The organism is Duganella sp. CF517 (assembly GCF_900110275.1).
Taxonomy (GTDB): domain Bacteria; phylum Pseudomonadota; class Gammaproteobacteria; order Burkholderiales; family Burkholderiaceae_D; genus Rugamonas.
Genome location: NZ_FODC01000003.1, coordinates 150,649 through 168,810 on the forward strand (window position 1 = coordinate 150,649; position 18,162 = coordinate 168,810).

Sequence of the window (18,162 nt, forward strand, 5' to 3'; positions counted from 1 at the left end):
AGTTGTTTCCTGAGTAAGACACCGGTCAGGAAGGACTTTTATGGCGCAGGACCGTGGGAACCAGGCTTATGTGGCCACGTTGCCGACCATCAGATCGCAGATATACAGTCTGGTTTGGGCCTGCGCTTTACCCGCCATCATCGGGTTCGCGCTGCTGACCGATAATTTTTACGAGCGCGAGCGCACCCAGATCCAGCAGGACACGCTGATCACCGCGCGCGCGCTGATCCAGGCGGTGGACCGGGACCTGAACACCGGCATCACCGTGGCGCTGGCGCTGGCCAACTCGCCCAGTCTCGATAGCGGCGACATCGCCGCATTCTACAAGCAGGCGGCGGGCGTGCTGCGTCCCGAATTCCCCGGTTTGAATTTCGTCCTGAGCGACCGCGATTCGGTGCAGCTGATGAACACCGTGCGGCCGTTCGGCCCGTTGTTGCCCGATCCCGGCAGCGCGGAGCGGATCAGGAAGGTGTTCGAGACCGGTAAGCCGGTGATCTCCGACCTGTTCATCGGCGGCGCGTTGAAACGGCCGCTGGTGGCGATCCACGTGCCGGTGCTGCGCGATGACAAGGTCCTCTACGTCGTCTCCACCGCGTTTGTGCCGGAGCGTCTCGGGCAAGTGCTCAAGGAGCAGCGCCTGCCGCCGAACCGGGTGATCGCCATCCTCGATTCGACCGGCGTGATTGTCGCGCGCACGCACGAATCGGCGCGGTTCGTTGGCCACAAGGGTTCGCCGTCGCTGCTGGCCAAGCTGCCTTTCAAGCTGGAAGACGCGATCGACGCGGTCACCCTCGAAGGCATTCCGGTGTATTCGATGTTCAGCCGTTCGTCGACCAGCAACTGGACCGTCGTCATCGGCGTGCCGCGCAGCGTGGTGCTGTCCGAGATGCTGGCGTCGATCAAGTGGATCAGCGTTTTCCTGCTGGGGTTGCTGGCCGCCGGCTTCGGCGTGGCGTGGTACTTCGCGCGCAATATCGCGCGCTCGGTCAGCGCCTTGTCGTCCGCCGTGGTGCGGCTGGCGGCGAAGGGCGGGATGCCGCCCACCCCCCAGCGCCTGAGCTTTCGCGAGGCCGACGACGCCATCATGACACTGCGCACGGTCGAAGCGGAATTGCTGCGCTACCGCCATCACCTGGAAAACCTGATCGAGCAGCGCACGCTGCAGCTGCAATCGGCGGTCAGGCAGGCGCAGACCGCCAACGCGGCCAAGGACGTTTTCGTCGCCAATATGAGCCATGAGTTGCGCACGCCGATGAACGCGGTGCTGGGCATGGCGCATCTGCTGGGCACCACCGGGCTGTCGCCGGAGCAGGGCCGCTACCTCGAAATGATACGGGCGTCCGGCCAGTCGCTGCTGGGCATCCTGAACGACATCCTCGATTTCTCCAAGATGCAGGCCGGGAAGGTGGAGATGCATCCGGTGCGCTTCAACCTGGACGAAGTGCTGCACGCGCTGGCGACCATCATGAGCGTCAGCGCCGGCGACAAGGATCTGGAATTGTGTATCGGCGTCGAGCCCGATGTGCCGCGCGCGCTGGTGGGCGACGCGTTGCGCCTGCAGCAGGTGCTGGTCAACCTGGCCGGCAACGCGATCAAGTTCACCGAGAACGGGGAAGTGTCGGTGCGGGTCGAGCTGGTGGCGGCGCAGCCCCTGACGCTGGGCTTCGTGGTGCGCGACACCGGCATCGGCATGAACGAGGAGCAGCTGGCGCGCCTGTTCTCTCCCTTTACGCAGGCCGACCTGTCGACCACGCGGCGCTTCGGCGGCACCGGCCTGGGACTGACCATTTCCAAGGGGCTGGTCGAGCTGCTGGGGGGCGCCATCGAGGCGCGCAGCACCCCGGGCGCCGGCAGCGAGTTCCGTTTCACGCTGCCGATGTCGATCGGCGACGACACGCCGGCGCGGGCGGCGCGCTCGGCGCCCGCCGGCCTGCATCTGCTGGTGGTGGACGATAACCACACCAGCCGTTCGTTCATCTGCAAGACCATCGAGGCGTGGAACTGGGCCTGCGACAGCGTGGCGTCCGGACCGGAAGCGCTGCGGCGCTTGGGCGCTGGCGCCGTCTACGATGTGGTGCTGGTCGACTGGCATATGCCCGGCATGGACGGCGTCGAGACGATCAAGGCGATCCAGTCGCAGATGGCCGACGCCAGCGTGCCGGTGATTTGCATGGTCAACGCCTATGGACGCGGGAGACTGATGGAGGACATGGCGGAAGTCTCCACCTCGGCCTATCTGACCAAACCCGTGACTTCTTCGAGCCTGTTCGACGCGGTGCAGACGGCGCTCGCACGGCGCGAGCCGGGCGCCGCCGGCGTCGCCGAGGCGCCGCATTCGCCGCAGCTGGCGGCCGTTCGCCTGCTGCTGGTCGAGGACAACGCGATCAATCAGAATGTCGCCAAAGGCATACTGGAACAGGCCGGGGCGGTGGTGGCGGTGGCCGAAAACGGCGCCGTGGCGGTTGAGCTGCTGCGCGCAGAACGCTACGACCTGGTGCTGATGGACGTGCAGATGCCGGTCATGGATGGCTTTACCGCCACCCGCATGATACGCGAGGAGCTGCGCTTGCACCTGCCGGTGATCGCCATGACGGCCGGGGTGATGGAGTCCGAGCGCGAGCAATGCATCGCGGCGGGCATGGATGATTTCATCGCCAAGCCCATCGATGTCGAGCAAATGTTCGCGACGATCCAGCGTCATTTGGCGATGGCGCAAGGCGGGCCGCCGCGATAACCAAAATCGCCGCCGCGATCAGCTTTTGTTATCGCGGTTTGTTCCTGCCTCCGGCGACCGATTTCCGAATAAGCTAGAGCGGAATTGTTCGTTTTATTACGCAAGCCGCCCGTTTATATTGGCGGCCATGAGTACCGTTTCCTTCGCTTCCGCCACGCGCGACGCTTTCCTGGGCAGTGAATTTCGCCGCAGCTACGGCTGGCTGACCGCCAGCATGCAGCGGCTGGTCGGCTCGCGCTACGATGCCGAGGACCTGGCCGCGTCGGCTTTCACCGAACTGGCCGGATTCGATGATGTGGGCCATATCCGCCAGCCGCGCGCGCTGTTGACGACCATCGCCCGGCGCCTGACCTACGAGTTCTGGCGCCGGCGCGATCTGGAGCGCGATTATCTGGCCGAGCTGGCGCTGGCGCCCGAGCAGTTCGACGCTTCGCCGGAGGAGGTCTGCCTGGCGGTCGATGAACTACTGCGCATCGACGCGGCGCTGGAACGGGTCAGCGCCAAGGCGCGCGAAGCGTTCATCCTCAGCCAGTTCGAGGAACTGGGCTATGCGGAGATCGCGCTGCGCCTGGGGGTGTCCGTGAGCATGGTACGCAAATACGTCGCACAGGCACTGATGGCCTGCTGCGAGTGCGCGTGATGGCTGCGGCGGCGACCCCGCAACGACAGGCGGTGATGTGGGAGGTTCGCCTGCGCGAAGGCGACGCCGGCGAGGCCGAGTTGCGCGCGTTCGAGCACTGGCGCGGCGCCGCCGCGGACAATGCGCATGCCTGGGACGCCCTGCAGGAGCGGCTGGCGCGGATCGGCGGCGGATCGCGCGGTTCCCGGGCTTCGGCGGCGATGGCGCATGCGCTGCGCACGCCATCGGCGGAACGGCGGCGGGCTTTGCGCGGCGCCTTCGCCCTGCTGGCGCTGGGCATCGGCGCTTGGGGAGCGCGCGAGGGCGCGCATGGACTGGGGCTGGACGCCGACTGGCGCAGCGCCGTGGGTGAACGTGGCGCGGGCGTTCTGGCCGATGGCACGCCGCTGCCTACGACGCGGACAGCCGTATCTACCTGGCTGGCAGCGCCGCCGCGCCTTCGCTGCATCTGCGCCAGGGGCAACTGCTGCTGAAGCCTTCTCCCCGATCCGCCAGCCACCTCACCGTCTCCACCGCGCATGGCGCCGTTGTCGCCGATGGCGCGGTTTTCAATGTCGGCCGGCTGCGCGAGTGCAGCGTGGTGTCGGTTGCCACGGGCAGCGCGCTGCTGCGGCCCGCCGGACGCGCAGCCTTGCCGATCGAGGCCGGCCAGACCTTCTATTTCGATCGCCACGGCGTCCGGGCCAGCGACCTGTCGTTTGCCGCCGTCAGCGCCTGGACGCGCGGCGTTTTTGTCGCCGATCGCCTTCCGCTGGCCGAATTGCTGGAGGTTTTCGGCCGCTATCGTACGGGGCTGCTGCGCGCCAGTGGCAACGCCGCGGCGCAGCAGATCAGCGGTGTATTCCGCCTTGACGATATCGACAGCGCGCTGCTACAGGTGGCCGCCGCGCTGCCCGTTAAGCTGACGCGCTATGGCCGCTACGTGGCCGTTTTCAGCTGACCGCGCGCTCCCGGCAAAAATATTTTTGCAACCTGCTGACGCTTTGGGATTCTCGCCGCACATGGATTGTGAAGCCCCTCGGTTGAGGTGCATAACCACTCTAGTGAGGCACGTTTTGAAGAAACCACACCACATGCTGGCGATCCTGGCCGCCACCCAGTTACTCGCATTGCCGGCCGCGCTGGCGCAGGACGCCACACGACAACCGTATCAGTTGGCCGGCGCGCCGCTGGACAAAACGCTATTGCGCATCGCCGCCGAAAGCGGCGTGGCGCTGGCGTACGATCCCAAGCTGGTGGAGACGGCGCGCTCGGCGCCCGTCAGCGGCAATTTCAGCGCCACCGAGGCGATCACGCGCGCGTTGGAAGGTACAGGCTTCGAGCTGGCCAGCGGTGGCGGGCGCACGCTGACGATACGCCGCGCGGCCGCTTCCGTGGCGCCGGTACGCGCGGCCCCGCCGGTCCACGCGCCGATTGTGCAGGCGTCGTCGCGGCAGCCGGCGGCCGCCGCAGCAGCGGCGCCGGCCACCGAGGCGGTGGCGCGCGTGACGGTCAAGGGCGCCCGCCGCAACAGCGCGGACCAGGAGACCGATAATATCCAGCGCGCGCCAACGTCGTCGTACCGCGTGACCGGCGATGAGGCCGAGCAGCAGAACTTGACGACGCTGGAGGACTTGCAGCAGCTGATTCCGGGCCTGGTGATACAAAGCACCGATCCGTCCGATACCCAGATCACCATCCGTGGCGTCGGCGACGGCGGCGGGCAGGCCAGCGGCGACGCCAATATCGGCATGCCGAGCAGCGTGGCGATTTATGTCGACAACGTGTACCTCGCGCGTGCCGGAATGCTGGGCAATGGCCTGGGCGACATCGCCTACGCCGAGGTGCTGAGCGGCGCGCAGGGGGCGGCTTTCGGCGCCAACGCCACCGGCGGCGTGCTGAACATCCATACCCGCGAGCCATCGTTCACGCCGGAAGCCTCGGCGACGGTATCGATCGGCGAGAACGGCTACAGGCGCGGACGGGCGATGGTGTCCGGGCCACTTTCCGACTCGCTGGCCGGTAATTGGGCGGGGCGCTTGAATCTGGTCTACAGCAACAACGATGGCGCGGTCACCAACGTCCGTAACGGCCACCGTCTGAATGGCGGCTCGAGCACCGGCGCGCGCGGACAACTGCTGTTCAAGCAGGGCGACGCGTTCCGTTTGCGTTTGAGCGCGGACTACAGCAACTCCAACAGCACACCGACACCGGTGCTGCTGGCCACCAATGTCTTCAGCGGCACCGACGGCTACGTGGCCAAGTCCCGGGTCATAAAGAACAATATCGTGTTCGGCCCACAGGTCGATCTGGACGATGAAAACCGCATTCACGTGGTGCAGGGCGGCGCATCCGCCGTCGCCGATTGGCAGCTCGATAGCGGCTACAAGCTGCGCTCCGTGACATCCGTGCGCTACTTCCGCACCAATCCAACGATGGCCGATGGATTCAGCGTCAATATCTACAACAACACCGGCACCCAGGTGCGCGACCATACGTGGTCGCAGGAGCTGCGCCTGGAATCGCCGATCGGCGAGGATTACGACTATGCGGTCGGCCTGAATTATCTGGGCCAGAATCTGGACACTGTGGCGCATACCCGCTATGCGGCCGGCACCCTGGCCGGTGTGTACTACGCGTCGGCGGCCTACAACAACCTGGATGTGATCCGATTCGGAAAACTGCGCGATCATATGCTGTCCCCTTATGCGCAGGGTACGTGGCATATCGCGCCGGGCTGGGATTTGAACGGCGGCCTGCGTTTCACCTACGAGGAGAAAAGCGGCCGGTTCGTGCGCCTGAACCGCGTTCCCTTCAATTCGGGCAATCTGAAGGAATACCACCAGCTGCCATCGGGGACGCTGGTGCTGAAGTATCAGCTGGCCCCGGAGTGGAACACCTATCTGGCCGGCTCGTACGGCGAGAAGTCCGGTGGTATCAACGTCTCGGCGGGCGCCGCGCGCCAGGCCGGCAACGATTCGCTCTACATCAAACCCGAGAAGACCAGGACCGCCGAATGGGGCGTGAAAGGCGCGCTGTGGGACGACAAGGTAGCGGTAAAGGCGGCCCTGTTCCTGACCGAAATCAGCGACTTCCAGACCCAGGGCTACAATCCCGACGACCAGCAGACCTACCTGATGAACGCCGGCAGCTTCCGCTCGCGCGGCGCCGAGACCAGCATCCGTGCGGCGCTCACGCGCAACCTTCAGGTCGATTTCGCCGCCGTGTATAACGACGCCACCTACACCGATTATGACAACGCGCGCTGCGCGCCGGAGGTGACGTTGTCCCCCAAGCCGCCGCCGTCCTGCGACCTGAACGGCAAGCGGGTGTTCAACGCGCCCAAGGTGACATGGAACGCCAGCGCGCGCTATAGCTGGCGCAGCGAGAATGGCCTGAACAACTTCGTCGGCGCGCGCTATGCCTATCGCGGCTGGATGTACGGCACGGTCGACAATTCTTCGCTCACCCGCGTGAGTAGTTATGGCCTGGCCTCGTTTTCCGCCGGCACCGGTGGTAAGCTCCAACGCGGCGACTGGAGCGCCTCGCTCTGGGTCAATAACGCCTTCGATAAAACGTACTACCGCCGTCTCTCCAGCGGCGACTACGGTACGGTCTGGGGCTGGCTGGGCGAGTCGCGCACGATCGGCGCGACACTGGCCTACAAATATTGAGTACGGAGCGGCGGCAAATGAGCGATTCTTTGGAACGGCGTCACTTTCTTAAACTGGCGTCCTTGCTGACGGGCGGCGTCGCCGTGCTGGCGGACGTGCTGCCCGGCCAGGCGTTCGCCGCCGATCGCCCGGATGCTCCCGTGCCAGCGCCGATGCCGGCCGGCGAGACAGCCCTGCACTGGCTGGAAGGCGCGCCCGCCAGCTTTGGCGGCGCTACCTTTGGCGTGCCATGGCCGCAGGGGCGGGTGCCGAAGAATGCGGCGTTCGAGTTGCGTGGCGCCGCCGGTTCCACCGGCGGCGACGCGCGCGTGACGGCGGTGCAATCCTGGCCGCTGGCGTATTGGCCCGACGGCACGCTCAAATGGTCGGCGCACGCGCTGCCACCCGGGGCGGGCGGCGGCAAGCCGGAAGCGGCCTACACGCTGCATCCGCTGATCGGCGTGGACGCCACCAACGCTACCAACGCCATCGCGCCCGGCGCGATGCTGGCGAAGGAAGGTTCGGGCGGCATCGACGTCGATACGGGCGTGCTGCAATGCGCGCTGCCTCGCTCGGGCACGGTGCTGGTGACGGCGATGAAACGGTCGGGCAACGCGCAATTGCGCGACGGCCGGCTGGTGCTGCTGGTGGACGATGGCATCGACGACGAATCGGCCGGCGCCGCGCGCCGTTCGTACGAGGGCGCCATCGACAAGGTGACGCTGGAGCAGAACGGCCCGCTGCGCGCAGTGGTCCGTGTCGATGGCAGCCACCAGCACGCGGATGGCGCCAGGCTGCTGCCGTTCGTGGTTCGGCTTTACTTCTACAAGAACTCGGATACGGTACGCCTGGTGCACACGCTGGTGTACGACGCCGACCCGGCCAAGGCCTATATCCGTGGCGTCGGCCTGCGCTTCGGCGTGCCGCTGGCCAGCCCCCTGCACGACCGCCACATCCGCTTCGTCGGCGACAATGGCGGCGTGTTCGGCGAGGCGGTGCGCGGCCTGACCGGCTTGCGCCGCGATGCCGGGCAATCGGTCTACGAGGCACAGTTGTCCGGCCGCGCGGTGCCGCTGAAGGAGATGTCGGCGGCGGTGACCAAGGGACTGCCCTACATTCCGGCCTTCGGCCATTACACGCTGCTGCAATCGCATCCGGACGGGTTCTCGATCAGCAAGCGCACCAAGGCCGGCCAGGGCTGGATACATGCCGCCACCGGCGCGCGCGCCACCGGCACCGGCTACGTCGGCACGCCGGACGGCGGTGTCGCCTTCGGCGTGCGCAATTTCTGGCAAAGCTATCCGGGCCAAATCGACATCCGCGGTGCCGAAACCTCGCTCGCCACCGTCACCATGTGGCTGTGGGCGCCGAAGGCGGCGGCGATGGACCTGCGCTTCTACCATGACGGCATGGGGGAGGACACGTTCGAGAAGCAGCGCGCGGCGCTCGACATCACCTACGAGGACTACGAGCCGGCATTCGGCACGCCATATGGCGTCGCCCGCACCAGCGAACTGGAATGGCAACTGCTGCCGGCGACGCCGTCGGCCGACGACCTGGTGGCCATCAGCCGCCGTATCCAGTCGCCACCCCAGCTGCTGGCGACGCCCGCCCGGCTGTATCAGGCCGGCGTGTTCAGCGAATACTGGAGCCCGGCGCAGGAGCGTCCGTCGCCGGAGGCGGCCAAGCTGGAAAAACAGCTGGCCTGGAGTTTCGACTTTTACCGGAACCAGGTCGAGCACCGCAAGTGGTACGGCTTCTGGGATTACGGCGATGTGATGCACACCTACGACGAGCAGCGCCACGTCTGGCGCTATGACGTGGGTGGCTACGCCTGGGACAATTCAGAACTGAGTACCGATATCTGGCTTTGGCACTACTTCCTGCACAGCGGCCGCGCCGACGTGTTCCGGATGGCCGAGGCGATGACGCGCCACACCGGCGAGGTCGATGTCCACCATATCGGCCCGTTCGCGCCGCTCGGTTCGCGCCACAGTGTTCAGCACTGGGGCGACAGCGCCAAGCAGTTGCGCATATCGACCGCCGTCAACCGGCGCTTCATGTACTACCTGACGGCGGACGAACGAATCGGCGATCTGCTGACCGAGCAGGTCGACGCGGTCGAGCGCCTGCGCACCGTGATCCCGGGGCGCAAAATCGGCCAGGTGGCGCCGGCCGACGATCCGGAGAATTATGCGAGCGTGGCCTTCGGAACCGACTGGGGCGCGGTGGCGGCGGCCTGGTTCACCGAATGGGAACGCAGCGGCAAACCTCGGTATCGCGACAAGCTGTTGGCCAGCATGGCGAGCATCGCCGCGCAGCCGCTCGGCTTCCTCGCCGGCGGCGGCGTGATGGATTTGCGCACCGGCGCGTATGTCGACGATCGCGAGAAGAAAATCAGCGTTTCGCATCTGAGCGCGGTGTTCGGGCTGCCGGAGATTTGCAGCGAGTTGATACGCACGGTGCCGCAGCCGGCGTTCCGCGACGCGTGGCTGCGCTACTGCCGCTTGTATAACGCCAGCGAAAAGGAGCAGAAGGCGGAACTTGGCCAGGATCTCGGCAAGCTGAATCTGGGGCAGGGCCACGCGCGCCTGCTGGCCTATGCCGCGGTGGAGTGGCAGGACCGCGCGATGCTCAAGCGCGCGTGGGCGCAGTTCTACGAGGGTCGGGCGGGGCTGGTCGAGAAGGACCTGGTGTCGCGCCGCGTCAAGCCGCCGACGGTGTTGACGGAGGTGGAAGAGGCGCCGAGGATCTCGACCAATGCGATCGCCCAATGGGGGCTTGGCGCGCTGGGTATGATGGCGCTCGACGCGGCCGGCGCCACCGTCTACAAGGACGACTTCCAGCGCTTCGATCGGCAGGCGTGGGCGGTGGAGGCGGAGGCCGGCGACGCCGCGAAAGCGGCACAGGCGCTAGCAGGCGCGCTGGTGCTGGACGCCAGCCGTGGCCTGACGGTCTGGCTGCGCAGGCAGTTGATCGGTCACTATGAGATCAGTTTCACGCGCACCGTGCTGGCGGAAGGCAAACCGCACGAGCGCTTGTCGGATCTGAACTTCTTCTGGGAGGCGCAGCTGGCGGGGGGCGAGGCGCCGGAGCCGTTCCACCGGTCGGGCAAGCTGGAAGAATACGACAAGGTGCAGATGTTCTATGCCGGCATCGGCGGCAATACGAATACGACGTCGCGTTTCCGCTATTACGACGGCAGCGGCGAGCGCAAGCTGCTACAGGAATATCTGACGACGGAGTATCTGCTCAAGTCCAACCACCCATACCGCATTCGCATCGTCGTCGATGCCAAGGGGACGCGTTTGTATGTCGACGATCGCGAGTTCTTCTCGGCGCCCGGGCCGTTGGCGGGGGGCGGCTACTTCGGCCTGCGCACCACGCAGTCCCGGCAAAAGATCGAGAACTTCGCGGTGCGGCGGGTGGCCTGACAGGTCAGAGCATCAGGATGCCCTGGAGCGAGGAGATCTTGTGCGGGTCGGACCAGCTATCCAACAGCTTTCCGGTCGCGCTGAATTCCAGCAGCTGGCGGCCTTTGTCGCCGTTGCCGGGCCCGTGGCCCTGCCAGTTGGCGACCATGACGCGGCCATCGTCGAGCACCTGGAACGTCGCGTAAAAGAACGGCGACACTTCCTCGGGCATGAGATTGACGCCGCCGAAAGTGGATGTCAGGTTGCCTCGCCGGTCGAAGCGCGCCATGAAGGCGCCGTAGCCGGCCGACACCAGCGTGTAGCCATCGGCCATGCGCTCGGCCTTCCATGCATGTTCGAAGCCAGGCCCACGCATCGCGTTGAGCGCGATCAGCGAGGTGTCGGTTTCAAGGATATGGTCGTTCATGCAGAACAGGTAGGTGCCAAGATCGGTGGTGCGCATCAGGCGCACGTAGCCGCCGTCCCGGCGGACGCTGGAGACCTGGCGGTACTCGCGGTCAAGGGTCAGCACGTTGACGCCGCCGGTGCCGTCGAGGTTGTGGCCGGTGACCAGGGTGGCGCCGTTGATCATGCGGCGGGCGGAGGTGACGTTGGACCAGCGGTCGCAGGCGGCGAGCACTTCGCCGGAGGAGATGGAGAGTTCGAAAAATCCGCGTTCAAAGCCGATCAGGGCGCGATTAGGGCCGATACGCTGCATATCGCGGGCGGCGGGGAAATCGGCCAGGCTGCGCGTCCAGCCGTAGCGGGGATTGGTGGTGTCGATCAGCGACAGCTTCTGGTGGCCCTCGTCGATGGCCAGAAATTGGTGCTTCATTCGTCTCCTTCGTGGCTTTTTGGCGATCGTATCATGGCGGGAGGATAGTGAACAACAGAGGTCAATTCGCTCGATCCACACCAATCGACGGGATAAACCCCGGCCGCGACATAACGATGAAAACTCGACCACGGCCAATCCTGCACCCGCTCGACCAATCCATGCTTGACCGGATTCCAATGTAAATAATCCAGGTGGTGGGACAGATCGCGCTCGTCGCGCACCGTATGTTCCCGGTGGCGCTGTTGCCAAACTCGCTTCCCGTGTCCGGCGTAGCGGGTCATATGGGTCTTGATCAGGCGCCAGCGCAATGAAAAGTCGTAGTCGTCATGAGGCAGGCGCCACAGCGCATGCAGATGGTCGGGGAGGACGACCATGCCGACGATCTCGAAGGGATGTCGTCGGCGCACTTTTTGTATGGCGGTGCGCAATATCATCCGGGCTTCGGGCGCGGAGAATATCGGCGCGCGATGCGCCGTCACCATGGTGAGAAAATAGGTATCGCCGTCGGCGAATAGGGGCTTGAGGTCCGACATGTGAGTCTCCTTGGAGAGTCACTAGCCTAGTCCGTCGTGAAAAAGCGCGGTTGTGGAATCGCAAACGGGGAATCGGTCGTGTGCTCCCCCCGGGTGGACGCCGCTAACCCAATGCCATTGGGTTGCGTTGCCAGATGCTGTAGCACAAAGCAGTGGCGTAGCTGACCCACAGGATGTAGGGCACCAGCAGCATCCCGGCGATCCGGTCGCGCCGCCCGAAAGCGCGGATGGTGGCGGCGATCAGCACCCATAACACGAGGATCTCGGCGAACGCCCAGGCGCCTTGGCGCCATGCGAAAAACAGCCATGTCCACAATGCGTTCAGGGCAAGTTGAACCAGGTACAGCGTCATCTCGGTCCGCACCCCGCCTCGGTCGTCGGTGCGCTGCACGCGCCACGCGGCGATGCCCATCAACAGATACAGCACGCTCCACGCCGGTCCGAACAGCCAAGCCGGCGGCGCCCAAAACGGCCGGTCCAGCTGCATGTAGAACGCCCCCGCCTGCGCCGACGCGAAGGCGCCGATCGCAGCGAAGGCGAACGTCAACAGCAACCAGCCGGCGAGCGCCGGTAGTCGGAATGGTCGGGCGGGGGCGGTGGTGGCTGGGGTCATGATTCGGTATCTTTAATCTCGGTGGCGCAAGTCTAGCGCGCCGCCGCTCAGTTGTCTGTACGCGAGCATACCTTTTGCCGCCGTCTGCGCCAAGCCATGGCGACGCCGCCCGAGAGGCAAAGCACGCCGGCCGCCAGGATATAGGTCGCGGTGACCGATTGCGGTCTCTTTTCCTTCGGCGCCAGTGGATTTTTCATCGACGCCGGAAACTCGCGCGGCCCCACCGGGATGATTTTCCAGTCGGCGCGGTCGGCCGGGGCACGCTTTTGATATTCGCTCAGCGACATCACCGGATCTGAACCGAAGGCGCGGGAAGATGGAAACTGCGGGATGCGCACGAAGACGATCGCCTCCAGATCGTCCGCCAATTGCGCCTCGATCGCGCCGCGCGGCCCGTCTTTGGTCGTCAGGCGGTTCAACAAATCTTCGCCTATCGTGTTGAAGGCGACGAAGGGCAACAATTCGGTACGTTCGGTTTTGAGGTAGTCGTAGGCGCTTTGTCCGCTGGCGAGACTGACCTCCTTGAGCGCCATGAACGGCAGCGCCACGGCGGCTTTCAACGGACTTTCGCCGCCCAGCCGGGGAATGCCCCAGCCCAGGGTGCGCAGCGTTTCGACATTGATGCCGGCGCAGTTGGTGCCGGCGTGGCGGTAGTGGAAGTCCTGGCTGTAGAAGTGGTTGAAAACGCGGCTGATCGCTTCCTGGTAGAGTGCGGGCACGCGCTGGTCCTTCATGACCGCGACCAGCATGTACGAGGGCCGGTACCAGGACTGGCCGCTGTTCAAATCGGCCATGTAGGCATCCATCGGCAAGCTCGAGGCGATGATACCTTTTTCGCTGACCGATCCGAGGTTGTAGAAGTTATTGACCAACCAGTTGTCCCATCCCCCGTGCGGATCGAAGCGGCCGGTGGCCACCGCGAAGTGGCCGCCGTGGGCTTCGTCGTCGTCGCCCTGCGCGCCGTTGAGGATGAACGCTAGCGCCGGTTTGCCAGCCAGGGGCACGTCGGCCGCAACGGCGCCGCCGCGTCGCCACAGAGTGCGTGCGGCGAAGGGATCGCGCGCGCCGCCGCCGTTGGCGCGCACCAGGCTCTCGATGGATTCGCCGTTCTTCAGCGGAGCAAGGACGGGCAGGGCGGACAGGGCGTAGTCCTTCGGCCACAACGTGCGAGCGTGGAAGGTGCCATCCTTGAGCACCCCGCGCGCCTTGATTCCGCTTCCGGCGAAGTAGGCCTTGCTGCTGGCGTCGAAGTACGAGCGGTTGCTGGCCAGTCTTGCCGCCAGCGCCACCGGCAGCGCTGCGTCGGCGCCCGTCCCGAGCAGCGATGCTGCATCGGCGGCGAGGCGCCCTTCGGCAACCTGCGGAGAGCCGATCCACAGCAACTGCGGGGGCTTGCCTTGCGCCTTGGCGGAAGTGGCGGCCAGCCACGCCCGAACGTCGTCCTGCGCGCGCAGATGTGGCGTCGAACCGACAGCGTTTTTACCGGCGACGGCGACGGTGTCGTCGCCGAAGTACCAGAGGGCTTGCGGCGCTTCTGGGCAGTCGTTGCAGTCGGCCCTGGTGACGCGGAAATCGGTTCCGGGATAGAGGCCCATAAAGCTTGCGGTCAGTGCGTCGCGGGGCTGGACGGCTACGGGCTCCGCGCACGTGGCCGGCGAGGCGGAGATCAGGTAAAAGGTGGCGCCCATGGTCAGGGCCAGGCGTGCGGAATGAGGCAAGCGGCGGGGTTGCGGCATGTGGCGCTCCGTGTTGGTGGACGGGCGATCGCCGCCGTATACCGGCCGGCGTCGTGAATCACCACTGTACGGGAGTTGCCGTGCGACATTCTTAACATCCATCAAGGATCGGAGTCGATCCATGATGCCATGTTTTGAACGTCGCGGGCTTGCGGAGCGCGCATTTGTTACGGCTGTTCGCGCATCTGCTGTATCGGATCAATCGGTAGCTGGTTCGATAGCGTGCGTTGGATCGCAATCCAACCGGGTGTCGGACGCCTGCAACCCTTTACAGCTATTGATCGCGCCCGGCAGCGTCGTCCCTTTCGTCAACTTCGGTTCTTCCATGTTCGCGCATCAGCTTAATCGGATCGAAAGGCAAGTCGTTCATACCCGACGCGGCGGCGCTCAACCGCGCCCAAAAACTGCCGCTCGATATCGACTGCTTCGGCCTGCGCAAGCTAGTCGGGGAGGTGCTGCGCGACGCGCTCCAGCACCCCGGCCCGTATCGGCTGGAAGGCGACGCGCCGGCGGGCCACCGGACCGGCAAGCACAACAAAATGGCAGTCAAGCGAGCTAGGATCAGTCCCACGCGGGGGCGGCGTGAGAGCCGATAGCAGCGCTGTCTCAGGCTTCGGATAATCACTCGACCGGCCGCCCGGCCGGCTTTTACCAACAAGGGGGATGCGATGAACCTGATACTTTGGATAGTCATAGGCGGCATACTGGGCTGGCTGGCCAGCCTGGTGATGAAGACGGACGCGCAGCAAGGGTTGATATTGAACGTCGTGGTCGGCATCGTTGGCGCGTTGCTGAGCGGCTGGCTGCTGGCGCCGATGCTGGGGACCGGCACCATCAACTCGGACGACTTCAGCCTGGCGTCGCTGGGCGTGTCGTTTATTGGCGCGCTGATCCTGCTGGCGATCGTCAACCTGGTGCGGCGCGGCCGGGTGCGCTGAAAAAAGCCGCCGTGCGGTCGGCGCGGCGCGGACAGGGATCAACCCGCACAAAGGGCTCCGGATGGAGCCCTTTGTGCGACCGGCCGCCACCGGCCGTCCCGGGGCGCGGCGCCAAGTGCGCGGACGTGCCGTTCTTGGCGACCATGTTCTGGCCTATGCCTATGCCTATGCCCAGCTCGGCGCAGGTCAGGGCCAGCGAGGCGCGCTAGCGCGGGCCCGCGCGGCGCTGGCGCAACCAATAGCCCGCGCTGAGCGCGATCAGCCACACCGGAATCAGATATACCGACAGCCGCAGGTCCGGCGTCAAGTACATGACCACCAGGATGCCGGCCAGGAAGGCCAGGCACAGGTAGTTGGTCAGCGGGTAGCCAAGACTGCGGAACAGCGTGGTCTTGCCCTCGATTTTTTTCTGCGCGCGGAAGCGCAAATGAATCCAGCTGATCATGGCCCAGTTGATGATCAGCGCCGACACCACCAGCCCCATCAGGAAGCCGAACGCCTTGCCCGGCATGAAGTAGTTGACGGCCACGCAGATGCCGGTCGCCAGCGCCGACACGCCCAGCGCCGCCAGCGGCACGCCGCGTCCATTCACGGTTAGCAGTACGCGCGGCGCGTTGCCCTGTTTCGCCAGGCCGTACAGCATGCGCGTATTGGCGTAGACGCAGCTGTTGTACACCGACAGCGCGGCCGTCAGCACCACCGCGTTGAGCACGTGCGCCACCATATTGCTGTTGAGCGCCTGGAAGATCAGCACGAACGGGCTGCCGCCGGTGACGACCTTCTGCCACGGATACAGCGACAGCAGGATGCCGAGCGCGCCGATGTAAAAGATCAGGATGCGGTAGATGGCCTGGTTGGTCGCCTTGGGGATGGTGCGGGTCGGGTCGTCCGCCTCGGCGGCGGTGATGCCGATCAGTTCCAGGCCGCCGAACGAGAACATGATGACGGCCATCGCCATCACCAGGCCGCCGAAGCCGTTGGGGAAGAAGCCGCCGTGCCGCCACAGGTTGGCGATGCTCGCCTGCGGCCCGGCATCGCCCGACAGCAGCAGGTAGCCGCCGAAACCGATCATGCCGACGATGGCGACCACCTTGATGATGGCGAACCAGAATTCCATTTCGCCGAAGGCCTTGACGTTGGCCAGGCTGATGCCGTTGATGATGACGAAGAACGCCAGCGCCGAGACCCAGGTCGGTATCGCCGGCCACCAGTACTGCACGTAGATGCCGACCGCCGACAGTTCGGCCATGCTGACGAGCACATACAGCACCCAGTAGTTCCAGCCCGACAGGAAGCCGGCGATGTTGCCGCAATATTTGTCGGCGAAGTGGCTGAACGACCCGGCCACAGGCTCGTCGACCACCATCTCGCCCAGCTGGCGCATGATGAAGAAGGCGATGATGCCGGCCACGCCGTAGCCCAGCAGCACGGACGGCCCGGCCATCTGGATCGTTTGCGCGATGCCGAGGAAAAGTCCGGTGCCGATGGCGCCGCCCAGCGCGATCAGCTGGATGTGGCGGCTTTTCAGGCCCCGTTTGAGTTCGTTCTGTGGGCGGTCATTCTTGTAGGCCACTGGATCCCCGGTCGTTGGATGAAAGAAATTAATGAAAGAGTTTCATTTTGGCACAACTTGCGCACGCCGTGCAGGTGGTTGATGGCGGTTTCGGCCTGCCGCTATGGTAGTCTATGGCTGATTGTTCAGACAAGATTGATAATTTTTACGCCACACATTCAAGGAATACGGTATGTCGAGTTTCGTTCGCGCGGTACGCCGCCTCGGCCGGGGGGTATTGATCGCGCTGGCGGTGGCGCCCCTGGGCACCCCGGCGCTGGCCGCCGACGCCGCAAAACCCGCGCCGAAAGGGTCGCTGGTCATCGCCGGCGGCGCGGTGCGCGGGGATAACGCGGCCATCTGGCAGCGCGTGGTGCAGCTGGCCGGCGGCCCCGGCGCCCGCATCGCCGTGCTGCCCAGCGCCTCGGCCAATCCGGCCCGGGCCGGGGCATATCTGGTCGCCGGACTGAAGCAGTACGGCGCCGAGGGCTTCGTCGTGCCGCTCGCGGTGCGGATGAAAGACCGCGACTACAAACGCGACGCCGAGGATGAAGGCCTGGCGCGCTCGATCCGCGAGGCGGGCGGCGTCTACTTCTCCGGCGGCGACCAGGCCCTGATCACGCAGGCGCTGGTGCGGCCGGACGGCACCCGCACGGCGGTGCTGCAGGCGATCTGGGATGTCTACGAGCGCGGCGGCGTCATCGCCGGCACCAGCGCCGGCGCGGCCATCATGAGCAGCACCATGTTCTACGACGCCAAGACCGTGTTCGGCACCTTGAGCGAAGGCGTCAACGGCCGCGAGCTGACCGCCGGCCTGGGGTTTATCGGCGACGGGATTTTCGTCGACCAGCACCTGCTGGCGCGCGGACGCTTCGCGCGCATGCTGCCGGCGATGCTAAAGAAGGGCTACAAGCTGGGCATCGGCATCGACGAGAACTCCGCCGTCATCATCACCGGGCGGCGCCAGGTGGAGGTGGTCGGCTACCAGGGCGCGCTACTGGTGGACCTGGCGCAGGCCAAGGTCGACAAGCAGGTCAAGGACTTCAACCTGTCCAACGCGCGCCTCAGCTATCTGGACCGCGACGACCGCTATGACCTGGCCACCGGCCTGTATACGCCGTCGGCCGACAAGGTCGAGGGCAAGGTCGATCCGGACAAACCGTATCTGAAGGAACCGGTGTATTCGACCGAAGTCCTGGGCCACAACACCATCCTGATCCTGATGTCCAAGCTGGTCGACAACAGCGAAACGCAGGCGATCGGCATCGCCATCGCCGGTCCGCTGGACCCGCGCCAGGACCTCGGCTTCGAGTTCAAGCTGACGCGCGACGCCGCCACCACCGGCTACAGTTCCGCCACGATGGACGCCTATACGGTGTTGAACATGCGGCTCGACGTCAGGCCGTTGCAGGTCACCCGGCCCTGGTACAAATAGCGCGCCCGCGTCGCCGGTCGCCGCTTGTTTAGCGCATTTACTAAACAGCGCTGCCGGCGCGCCGATTTTGTTGACCAGCAGTCACGGTGGCGCTATAA

General features: G+C 65.5%; 13 protein-coding genes and 1 pseudogene. 9 read left to right on the forward strand and 5 right to left on the reverse strand.

Going from position 1 to position 18,162, the window contains the following annotated elements; all coding sequences use genetic code 11:
* The first annotated feature begins 40 nt into the window (after nt 1-40).
* The 7 genes and pseudogenes from BMX85_RS12445 (at nt 41) to BMX85_RS12470 (ending at nt 10,440) form a co-directional block, all read left to right on the forward strand.
* Nucleotides 41-2,734, forward strand: coding sequence for a hybrid sensor histidine kinase/response regulator (locus BMX85_RS12445; protein ID WP_090318087.1), 2,694 nt, complete (start codon nt 41-43; stop codon nt 2,732-2,734).
* A gap of 127 nt (nt 2,735-2,861) precedes the next feature.
* Entirely contained in the window at nt 2,862-3,374 is a 513-nt protein-coding gene (locus BMX85_RS12450) for a sigma-70 family RNA polymerase sigma factor (RefSeq protein WP_090318090.1), read from the forward strand.
* Complete coding sequence (locus tag BMX85_RS12455) at nt 3,374-3,847, forward strand: DUF4880 domain-containing protein (protein ID WP_090318092.1); 474 nt, start codon at nt 3,374-3,376, stop codon at nt 3,845-3,847. Before BMX85_RS12450 ends, BMX85_RS12455 begins: the two co-directional genes overlap by 1 nt.
* Nucleotides 3,823-3,918 (forward strand): annotated as a pseudogene (locus BMX85_RS31565) (hypothetical protein); the annotation flags it as partial. The gene BMX85_RS12455 and the pseudogene BMX85_RS31565, both read left to right, overlap by 25 nt.
* A 33-nt stretch (nt 3,919-3,951) precedes the next feature.
* Nucleotides 3,952-4,314 carry a FecR family protein gene (locus tag BMX85_RS12460; protein ID WP_090318095.1) on the forward strand — a complete coding sequence of 121 codons (363 nt, stop codon included), beginning with the start codon at nt 3,952-3,954 and terminating at the stop codon, nt 4,312-4,314.
* Nucleotides 4,315-4,429: 115 nt separating this feature from the next.
* Entirely contained in the window at nt 4,430-7,027 is a 2,598-nt protein-coding gene (locus tag BMX85_RS12465) for a TonB-dependent receptor (protein WP_177196734.1), read from the forward strand.
* Nucleotides 7,028-7,044: 17 nt separating this feature from the next.
* A complete protein-coding gene (locus BMX85_RS12470; RefSeq protein WP_090318101.1) occupies nt 7,045-10,440 on the forward strand; it encodes an exo-rhamnogalacturonan lyase family protein in 3,396 nt (1,131 codons plus the stop codon).
* Nucleotides 10,441-10,444: 4 nt separating this feature from the next.
* Here the strand turns inward: BMX85_RS12470 and BMX85_RS12475 are convergent, their stop codons facing one another.
* The 4 genes from BMX85_RS12475 to BMX85_RS12490 all read right to left on the reverse strand — a co-directional run bounded on the left by BMX85_RS12475 (nt 10,445) and on the right by BMX85_RS12490 (nt 14,139).
* On the reverse strand, nt 10,445-11,254 hold the full coding sequence (locus tag BMX85_RS12475) for a hypothetical protein (protein ID WP_090318104.1): 810 nt from the start codon (nt 11,252-11,254) through the stop codon (nt 10,445-10,447).
* On the reverse strand, nt 11,251-11,790 hold the full coding sequence (locus BMX85_RS12480) for an REP-associated tyrosine transposase (protein WP_229210424.1): 540 nt from the start codon (nt 11,788-11,790) through the stop codon (nt 11,251-11,253). Before BMX85_RS12480 ends, BMX85_RS12475 begins: the two co-directional genes overlap by 4 nt.
* A 103-nt stretch (nt 11,791-11,893) precedes the next feature.
* Nucleotides 11,894-12,403, reverse strand: coding sequence for a TspO/MBR family protein (locus BMX85_RS12485; protein WP_090318107.1), 510 nt, complete (start codon nt 12,401-12,403; stop codon nt 11,894-11,896).
* A 47-nt stretch (nt 12,404-12,450) separates the two neighbouring features.
* Nucleotides 12,451-14,139, reverse strand: a complete 1,689-nt coding sequence (locus BMX85_RS12490) for a hypothetical protein (protein ID WP_143067963.1) — start codon at nt 14,137-14,139, stop codon at nt 12,451-12,453.
* Between the two features lie 668 nt (nt 14,140-14,807).
* Between BMX85_RS12490 and BMX85_RS12495 the strand changes: the two genes are divergently transcribed.
* Nucleotides 14,808-15,077 carry a GlsB/YeaQ/YmgE family stress response membrane protein gene (locus BMX85_RS12495; protein WP_090318113.1) on the forward strand — a complete coding sequence of 90 codons (270 nt, stop codon included), beginning with the start codon at nt 14,808-14,810 and terminating at the stop codon, nt 15,075-15,077.
* Nucleotides 15,078-15,282: 205 nt separating this feature from the next.
* Here the strand turns inward: BMX85_RS12495 and BMX85_RS12500 are convergent, their stop codons facing one another.
* Complete coding sequence (locus BMX85_RS12500) at nt 15,283-16,650, reverse strand: amino acid permease (RefSeq protein ID WP_090318116.1); 1,368 nt, start codon at nt 16,648-16,650, stop codon at nt 15,283-15,285.
* A 172-nt stretch (nt 16,651-16,822) separates the two neighbouring features.
* Here BMX85_RS12500 and BMX85_RS12505 point away from each other — a divergent pair, with 172 nt between their 5' ends.
* The gene (locus BMX85_RS12505; RefSeq protein ID WP_090318121.1) at nt 16,823-18,064 is read left to right on the forward strand and encodes a cyanophycinase; all 1,242 of its coding nucleotides are present in this window, start codon (nt 16,823-16,825) and stop codon (nt 18,062-18,064) included.
* Nucleotides 18,065-18,162 lie beyond the last annotated feature (98 nt).